11 protein-coding genes and 1 other RNA gene are annotated in these 7,342 nt (G+C 45.5%); 9 read left to right on the top strand and 3 right to left on the bottom strand.

What is annotated here, in order from left to right; translation table 11 throughout:
- The 7 genes from QZ106_RS03380 to dapB all read left to right on the top strand — a co-directional run.
- A partial coding sequence (locus tag QZ106_RS03380) for a hypothetical protein (RefSeq protein WP_295974242.1) occupies positions 1–233 on the top strand: 233 nt, incomplete at its 5' end.
- 42 nt (positions 234–275) lie between these two features.
- Positions 276–749, top strand: a complete 474-nt coding sequence (gene ribE, locus QZ106_RS03375; RefSeq protein ID WP_295974240.1) for a 6,7-dimethyl-8-ribityllumazine synthase — start codon at positions 276–278, stop codon at positions 747–749.
- 6 nt (positions 750–755) lie between these two features.
- The gene (gene nusB / locus QZ106_RS03370; RefSeq protein WP_209362341.1) at positions 756–1,181 is read left to right on the top strand and encodes a transcription antitermination factor NusB; all 426 of its coding nucleotides are present in this window, start codon (positions 756–758) and stop codon (positions 1,179–1,181) included.
- Between the two features lie 24 nt (positions 1,182–1,205).
- Entirely contained in the window at positions 1,206–2,198 is a 993-nt protein-coding gene (gene thiL / locus QZ106_RS03365; protein WP_295974235.1) for a thiamine-phosphate kinase, read from the top strand.
- A 10-nt stretch (positions 2,199–2,208) separates the two neighbouring features.
- A complete protein-coding gene (locus tag QZ106_RS03360; RefSeq protein WP_295974233.1) occupies positions 2,209–2,700 on the top strand; it encodes a phosphatidylglycerophosphatase A in 492 nt (163 codons plus the stop codon).
- Positions 2,701–2,707: 7 nt separating this feature from the next.
- On the top strand, positions 2,708–3,328 hold the full coding sequence (locus QZ106_RS03355; protein WP_295974232.1) for a LysE family transporter: 621 nt from the start codon (positions 2,708–2,710) through the stop codon (positions 3,326–3,328).
- Between the two features lie 18 nt (positions 3,329–3,346).
- The gene (dapB, locus tag QZ106_RS03350; RefSeq protein WP_295974229.1) at positions 3,347–4,159 is read left to right on the top strand and encodes a 4-hydroxy-tetrahydrodipicolinate reductase; all 813 of its coding nucleotides are present in this window, start codon (positions 3,347–3,349) and stop codon (positions 4,157–4,159) included.
- A 102-nt stretch (positions 4,160–4,261) separates the two neighbouring features.
- Here the strand turns inward: dapB and QZ106_RS03345 are convergent, their stop codons facing one another.
- Both QZ106_RS03345 and QZ106_RS03340 read right to left on the bottom strand, forming a co-directional pair.
- On the bottom strand, positions 4,262–4,816 hold the full coding sequence (locus tag QZ106_RS03345) for an HAD family hydrolase (protein ID WP_295974226.1): 555 nt from the start codon (positions 4,814–4,816) through the stop codon (positions 4,262–4,264).
- On the bottom strand, positions 4,816–5,751 hold the full coding sequence (locus QZ106_RS03340) for a KpsF/GutQ family sugar isomerase (RefSeq protein WP_295974224.1): 936 nt from the start codon (positions 5,749–5,751) through the stop codon (positions 4,816–4,818). Before QZ106_RS03340 ends, QZ106_RS03345 begins: the two co-directional genes overlap by 1 nt.
- Positions 5,752–5,873: 122 nt before the next feature.
- Between QZ106_RS03340 and rnpB the strand changes: the two genes are divergently transcribed.
- Positions 5,874–6,262: RNase P RNA component class A (rnpB, locus tag QZ106_RS03335), an RNA gene on the top strand.
- A 46-nt stretch (positions 6,263–6,308) separates the two neighbouring features.
- On the opposite strand, the gene QZ106_RS03330 is transcribed toward rnpB, so the two are convergent.
- Positions 6,309–6,437: a hypothetical protein gene (locus QZ106_RS03330; RefSeq protein WP_295974220.1), complete on the bottom strand. Its 129-nt coding sequence runs from the start codon at positions 6,435–6,437 to the stop codon at positions 6,309–6,311.
- On the opposite strand from QZ106_RS03330, the gene htpX reads away from it, so the two are divergent.
- A complete protein-coding gene (gene htpX, locus QZ106_RS03325) occupies positions 6,427–7,296 on the top strand; it encodes a protease HtpX (RefSeq protein ID WP_295974218.1) in 870 nt (289 codons plus the stop codon). The genes QZ106_RS03330 and htpX overlap by 11 nt on opposite strands.
- Positions 7,297–7,342: the final 46 nt, after the last annotated feature.

The raw sequence follows: 7,342 nt of genomic DNA, 5'->3' as shown, positions 1-7,342 counted from the left end.
CAAAAAAAAAAATAGGGCTTGTCAAGCTGAGTGTGAAATTTTTATTAAGTACAAATTTCTTTTGCGATGAAAAAAGGAAGTGCGGTGATAAAAAAGCGTGTTTTTTGTGCCTAGATGATGGCAACGGTAGTAAAAGTATGAGGACATTTATCGTGATTGATGTTATTAGATTTTGCGGTGTTTTTAACCGCACGTTGACTTTTCTTACTGCTGATAGCGGAATTCTATGCTAGAATCCGCACGCAATTTTTTATTACGACAATGTAGGAAAGTATATGAACATTTTAGAGGGGCAGATTGCTGCACCAAATGCAAAAATCGCCGTTGTTATCGGACGCTTTAACAGCTTTATTAATGAAAGCCTTTTGGAAGGCGCATTGGATGCGTTGAAACGCATCGGTCAAGTAAAAAATGAAAATATTACGTTGGTTCGCGTGCCGGGCGCGTATGAATTGCCATTAGTTGCTCGTCGATTAGCGGAAAGCAAAAAATTTGATGCCATCGTTGCATTAGGCACGGTGATTCGTGGTGGCACAGCACACTTTGAATATGTGGCAGGCGAAGCCAGCAGTGGTTTAGGCAAAGTGGCGATGGAATCTGACATTCCGGTGGCATTTGGCGTATTGACGACAGAAAACATTGAACAAGCCATTGAACGTGCTGGTACAAAAGCCGGTAATAAAGGCGCAGAGGCCGCATTGGTTGCGTTAGAAATGGTGAATCTTTTAAATCAAATTCAGGCGGTGTAACTTACGATGACCGAACAAGTGAAAAAAATTTCTCCTCGTCGCCGTGCCCGTGAATGTGCCGTACAAGCCCTATATTCTTGGGCAATTTCGCAGAACTCACCGGAAATCATCGAACTTAACTTCATGACCGAACAAGACATGAAGGGCGTAGATACCCCGTATTTCCGTAAATTATTTCGCCAAACCGTAGAGAACGTAGAGGCGGTGGAACGTACCATGCAAGGCTATTTGGATCGTAGTTTAGCGGAATTAGATCCAGTTGAGAAAGCCGTTTTGCGTTTAGCGGTGTATGAGCTGCAATTTGAGGTGGATGTGCCGTATAAAGTGGTAATCAACGAGGCGATTGAAGTTGCCAAAGTGTTCGGTGCAGACGAAAGTCATAAATACATTAATGGTGTATTGGATAAAATTGCACCACTCGTACGACGTTAATTTTCATTGAGACAGGGAGGCGCAATGAGAGAAGGGGAGTTTGATATTATTCAACGTTATTTTACTGCCTCTAAGCGTGCGCCTCGCAAAGATGTCCTCCTTTCGGTCGGTGATGATTGTGCCGTTACCGAACTGAATCGAAATCAACACCTCGCCATTACAACAGACACGATGGTTGAAGGCGTGCATTTTTTACCGAGTATCCGACCTGCGGATTTGGCTTATAAAGCCGTGGCGAGTAATTTGAGTGATCTTGCGGCGATGGGCGCAGAACCGGCTTGGATGTCCTTAGCCTTGACGATACCCAACATCGATCATGCATGGTTGACGGAATTTAGTGAGAGTTTTTTTTCGATTCTCGATCACTATAACGTGGATCTCATTGGCGGAGATACGACCAAAGGCCCGTTAAGTATTACCATTACCGCGCAAGGCATTATTGCGAAAGATAAAGCACTGTGTCGCCACAATGCCAATGTTGGCGATTGGATCTATGTATCCGGCACCTTGGGCGATAGTGCAGGCGGATTGTCTTATTTATTGCAAGGTAAAAGTGCGGTGAATTCTGCACAAGAATTTCTGATTCATCGTCATCTGCGTCCAACGCCGAGAGTGTTGCTGGGCATGGCGCTTTCTTTAACACGCTTAGCCAGTTCAGCGATTGATATTTCTGATGGTTGTGTGGCGGATTTGACGCACATTTTAGAACGTAGCCAATGTGGTGCGGTAATTGAGTTAGATAAATTGCCGCTATCGGCTGAATTAGTCAGTGAATTTGGTTTGGCACAGGCGGAGCAATATGCTTTGAGTGGCGGCGAAGATTACGAACTTTGTTTTACAGTGCCGGATAGCAACAAAGCCAAATTAGCTAAGGCATTGGCGCATATTGGCGTGAACTATACTTGCATTGGACAAATTCGTGCGATTCACCCTAAAAATAAAAATCGCATTCAATTCCAACGCCATGATCAACGGGTAGAAGTCGAATTCGCTGGCGGTTTCGATCATTTTAAATAGGTCTTTTATTATGGCTGTACCACAAAATCCCCTCGAACGGGTGACGTTGCGCAATCCTATTCATTTTCTCGCACTGGGCTTTGGCTCCGGTTTATTGCATCCGGCGCCCGGTACTTGGGGCAGTTTGGTGGGCGTGATCGTTGGCGCATTATTACTGCCTTGGCTCGGTGCAAAAACGTTTTTTATATTGATCGCACTTTGTTTCTTTCTCGGTATTTGGCTATGCGAACGCACCAGCCACGACATGGGCGTACATGATCATGGCAGCATTGTGTGGGATGAAATTGTTGCTGTTTTCTTGGTGCTGTTAGCCGTGCCGGAAGTGTCCTTATTTTGGTGCGCGATTGCGTTTGTAACCTTCCGTCTATTTGATATTTTAAAACCTTATCCGATCCGCTATTTCGATGAAAAACTCACCAACGGCTTCGGTATTATGGTGGATGATATTTTGGCAGCAGGTTATAGCATTCTCGTCATTCTTGCCCTAGCGCATTTTATCTAGCGACATCATGTTACATTTAATGTTCGTTCATTTAATGGGATTGCTTTCGCCAGGACCCGATTTCTTTTATGTCAGCCGTGCTGCGGCAATGCATTCTCGGCGAACCGCAATTTATGGTGTAATTGGCATTACGATTGGCGTGTCCATTTGGGCGACGGCTGCAGTGTTAGGTTTGGCGATTGTGTTCAAAACGATGCCGGCGTTGCAAGGCATTTTCATGGCATTGGGCGGTAGCTATTTGTTTTATCTCGGTGTGAAAATGGCTCGGGTCACAACCAACGCGGTATTTGATGAAACCCATTCGCGGCAAAACACGGCGTCTAAAAATGAAATCCTCAAAGGCTTGTTGGTGAATTTATCCAATGCCAAAGTGGTGATTTATTTCAGCAGCGTGATGTCTTTTGTCCTCGTCAATATCACCGAAACGCGGCAAATTTTGACCGCACTTTTGCTTATCACGTTAGAAACGTTTGTTTATTTCTATGTGATTTCCATTTTGTTTTCACGTCCGTTTACTAAACGTTTTTATAGCCGATATAGTCGCTATATTGACAATGTTTCCGGCGTGATTTTTATTTTATTTGGCGCGTACCTCATTTACAGTGGTGCGTTGAAAATCGTGGATTAGTTTAAATTGGAGAAGATTATGGCGTTAAGAATTGCCATCGTAGGCGCAGGCGGACGCATGGGGCGTCAGTTAATTCAAGCAGTGCAGAACGCAGAAGGCGTGGCATTAGGCGCAGCATTTGAGCGCAAAGGCTCTTCCTTAGTCGGCGCAGATGCCGGTGAGTTGGCGGGCATTGGCAATTTAGGTATTCAAGTGGGCGATGATTTAAATGCCGCCAAAGAACAATTTGATGTGCTGATTGATTTCACCCGTCCGGAAGGCACCTTAGAACATTTGGCATTTTGTGTGGCGAATCAAAAAAATATGATTATTGGCACGACAGGCTTTGATGACGCGGGCAAAGCGGCAATTAAAGCCGCAGCAGAACAGATTGGTGTTGTGTTTGCCTCTAACTTCAGCGTGGGGGTGAATCTAGTGTTTAAATTATTGGAAAAAGCCGCCAAAGTCATGGGCGATTATTGCGACATTGAAATCATTGAAGCGCATCATCGCCACAAAGTGGACGCTCCATCCGGCACTGCACTTTCCATGGGCGAACACATTGCCAAAACGTTGGGGCGTGATTTGAAAACCCACGGCGTATTTTGCCGTGATGGCATTATCGGTGAACGCAAACGAGATGAAATCGGCTTTTCTACGATTCGCGCTTCCGATGTGGTGGGCGAACATAGCGTTTGGTTTGCCGATATCGGCGAACGCGTTGAAATTGCCCACAAAGCTTCCAGCCGTATGACCTTTGCTAACGGCGCCGTGCGTGCGGCGAAATGGCTTGAAGGAAAAGACCAAGGCTTGTTTGATATGACGGATGTGTTGGACTTAAATAATTTATAAGCTAAGAAAAAAAACGCATAATTGAACCGCACTTTGAGAATTTTGAGAGAATGGCTTCACTTGAAAGAAGGGCTTAAAGTGCGGTCGTTTTTCACGGCGTTTTTACTGCGCCATCTTTTTCGCCGTCTTCAAAAATCCTTGCGCTGAATTGTAAATTTCCGCTTTGCCTTGGGCGTTGAGAATCATATCGGACATTTCACGGAAGGCGCCTTTGCCACCGCCTAACCCTAAGGTGTAATCGGCGCAGTTTTTGACATATTCCGGCGCATCGGCAACCGCGAAGGAAAGTCCACAAACAGCGAAAGCAGGGAGATCAACGCTGTCATCACCAAGGTAAGCCGTTTGCTCCGGTGCAACACCGGCTTGGCGGCATAATTCAAAACAGGCGCTTTCTTTTTCCAGCTTGCCTAAAAAAGCGAGTTTAATGCCTAAATCGGCAATGCGTTTGCGCAAAATGGCCGAATCACGCCCGGATAACACGGCGACTTGAATGCCGGCTTCCATCAACATCCGAATACCTAAACCATCGCGCACATGAAAACTCTTGATCGCTTCGCCGTTAGCATCGTAGTGCAGTAAACCGTCTGTTAATACGCCGTCCACATCGGTGATAACGAATTTCACCTGTTTTAATTTTTCTTGTAATTCTGTTGTCATTAGCTTGAGAACTCCACTAAACCTACCACATTTTGCGCATCATCCACCACAACCAAGGAATGTATTTTGTGCGCTTTCATATAATTTTCCGCTTCAGACAAATAGGTATCCTGATGAATGGTTTTCGGATGAGAGGTCATCAATTCCTGTGCGGTTTTGCTAAGCGTATTGGCACCGTTGGCCGTTAATGCACGACGAATGTCGCCATCGGTGATGATGCCGCGTAATTGCTGTTGCTCCATCACCAACGCTACGCCCATACGCCCTTCGTTCATAATGGTTAAGCAATCAGTGAATGAGGTATTCAACGTAGCGATCGGTAAACGGGTTTGCATTTGATCTTTCACACGGCATAACAAACGGCGGCCTAAGCTACCGCCCGGATGGAATTTCGCAAAATCTTCCGGTTGGAAATCGCGGGCGCACATTAAACAAACTGCCAACGCATCGCCTAATGCCATGGTCACAACCACGGAGGTGGTCGGGGCAAGGTTATTCGGGCAGACTTCCCGTTCTACGCTAATGTCCAACACATAATCCGCATGACGCGCTAAAGTAGAATTTTTATTAGAAGTGAGCGCAATGATTTTATTGCCGAAGTTTTTTAGGCTTGGAATGAGTTTGTTGACATCGTCGGTTTCGCCGCTGTAGGAAATGAGCATCACCACATCAATGGGTTTCAGCATGCCTAAATCGCCATGAAAGGCTTCCGTAGGATGCAGGAAAAAACTCGGTGTGCCGGTGGAAGCAAAGGTGGCGACCATTTTTTTGCCCACTAAGCCGGATTTGCCGATACCACCGATCACTAAGCGTCCTTTGCAATTTAAAATTAAATCAACAACGTCAGTGAAGGTGCCGTCTAATTTTTCGCTGAGTTGACCGAGGGCTTTTTCTTCAACGCCCAGTGTTTCCCGAGCAATTTGTAAATAATCCATTGAAGTTTCCTTATTGGCACAAAAGTGCGGTGTATTTTAGGCCTGTTTTTGTGGCGTTCATTCTAGCCCAACTTTTTACTTAACACTATATTTCACCTTGAATTTAAGCTATACTGCGCGCCTGAGTTGGTCAGGCAATCGCCGGTCTATTGAAGCCTCTAACATCGCGAAAGCGTAAACTGGGGGACAAGTAGGCGGGAGGAAAGTCCGGGCTACACAGGGCAGAGTGCCGGATAACGTCCGGGAGGCGAGAGCCTACGACAAGTGCAGCAGAGAGCAAACCGCCGATGGCCCGCAAGGGATCAGGTAAGGGTGAAAGGGTGCGGTAAGAGCGCACCGTGCCGCCGGTAACGGTTGGTAGCAGGGTAAACTCCACTCGTAGCAAGACCAAATAGGAATCCAATGAATGGCCCGTTCAGGATTCGGGTAGGTTGCTTGAGCGTATGTGTAAATATGCGCCTAGATGAATGATTGTCCACGACAGAACCCGGCTTATCGACCAACTCCCTTTTTCTTTTCAAAAAACATCGTCAAAATCCACCGCACTTTTCTCTTTTTTACAATAAAAAAACATTTTTTCTCATTGAATTCATTGGCATACTTGATTTTCCTTTTTTTGTCGCCATTATAGCCAAGCGTGTTTTTATTACTGTTTTATTTAGGAGTTTTTCATCGATGATGCGCATTTTACTTTTCCTTGCCACCAACATGGCAGTATTGTTGGTTTTTAACATCATTTTATCGTTGACCGGCATTCAATCTCGTGATGCGAGCGGTTTAATGCTGTTTGCCGCATTATTTGGTTTTGCGGGTTCGATTATTTCTCTATTTATGTCCAAAACCATGGCAATTCGTTCTGTAGGGGCTGAAGTGATTCAACAACCACGCAACGAAACAGAGCGTTGGTTATTGGATACCGTATATTCACAAGCAGATCGTGCCGGTTTGCCGCGCCCGGAAGTCGCCATTTATCATTCTGCAGATGTGAACGCGTTTGCCACCGGCGCAAGCAAAAACAATTCATTAGTGGCGGTGAGTACCGGATTGTTAAATAAAATGACCCGTGGCGAAGCCGAAGCAGTCTTAGCGCACGAAGTGAGCCACATTAAAAACGGCGATATGGTGACCATGGCGTTATTGCAAGGTGTGTTGAATACTTTCGTGATTTTCTTATCACGCATCATTGCAAACGTGGTGGCGAACTCCCGCAATCAGGGCAGTGAAAGCTCAAGCAATTCCGGGATCTATTTCTTAGTTTCGATGGTGCTTGAAATCGTATTTGGTTTCTTGGCAAGCATGATCGCCATGTGGTTCTCCCGCCAACGCGAATTCAGAGCCGATGCGGGTTCGGCGAATTTAGTGGGTAAGCAAAAAATGATTGATGCGCTAAAACGCTTACAAAACTTGCATGAGCCGGAAGAGCTGGAAGGTTCCACCTTGGCAGCATTTGCCATTAACGGTAAACGTGGTGGCGGCTTAACAGAATTGTTCTTAAGCCACCCGCCGTTGGAAAAACGGATTGAAGCATTGCAACAATTACCTTAAGTAAAATTTATCTTTAATAAATAGAGGCTTTTTTAAGCCTCTATTT

This window comes from uncultured Aggregatibacter sp. (genome assembly GCF_901873365.1).
Lineage (GTDB): Bacteria > Pseudomonadota > Gammaproteobacteria > Enterobacterales > Pasteurellaceae > Aggregatibacter.
Note: the sequence above shows the minus strand (reverse complement) of the source record. Positions and strands in the feature narration are given on the sequence as shown.